Genomic DNA, 872 nt, shown 5'->3' on the forward strand with positions numbered 1-872 from the left:
GAAGAGAACATCACCGGTCGCATCATCGACCTGGTGGCGCCCATCGGCAAAGGCCAGCGCGCCCTCATCGTGTCCCAGCCCAAGACGGGCAAGACCGAGATGATGAAGAGCCTGGCGCATGCGCTGGTGGCCAACCATCCGGACTGCCACCTCATCGTGCTGCTCGTCGACGAGCGCCCCGAGGAAGTGACGGAGATGATCCGCACCGTGCGCGGCGAGGTCATCAGCTCCACCTTCGACGAACCCGCCGCCCGCCACGTGCAGGTGGCAGAGATGGTCATCGAGCGCGCCAAGCGCCTGGTGGAGCTCAAGAAGGACGTGATCATCCTGCTGGACTCGATCACCCGCCTGGCCCGTGCCTACAACAACGTGCTGCCCAGCTCCGGCAAGGTGCTGACCGGCGGYGTKGACGCCAACGCGCTGCAGCGYCCSAAGCGCTTCTTCGGYGCGGCKCGYAACRTSGARGAAGGYGGYTCGCTGACCATCATCGSCACCGCGCTGATCGACACCGGCTCCAAGATGGACGAGGTGATCTACGAAGAGTTCAAGGGCACCGGCAACTGCGAAATCCACCTGGATCGCCGCATGGCCGAAAAGCGCGTCTACCCTTCGCTGCTGATCAACAAGTCCGGCACGCGCCGCGAGGAATTGCTGCTCAAGCCCGAGATCCTGCAAAAGAGCTGGATCCTGCGCAAGCTGCTCTACAACATGGACGAGATCGAGGCGATGGAGTTCATCCTCGAGAAGATGAAGGCGTCGAAGAACAATCATGACTTCTTCGACATGATGCGGCGCGGCGGGTAGTGAGACGGGACCGAGGACAGGACCTGCGTCCTGTCCGACGCCCGTCAAACGCCCGCGCATGCGAGACA

The 872-nt window shown here is 63.0% G+C and carries 1 protein-coding gene; it reads left to right on the plus strand.

What is annotated here, in order from left to right:
* The coding region (rho, locus tag AC1DU6_RS33300; protein ID WP_477862605.1) for a transcription termination factor Rho at nucleotides 1-804 on the plus strand (804 nt) is incomplete at its 5' end.
* Nucleotides 805-872 lie beyond the last annotated feature (68 nt).

The sequence above is a fragment of the Roseateles sp. P5_B10 genome, from assembly GCF_056400485.1.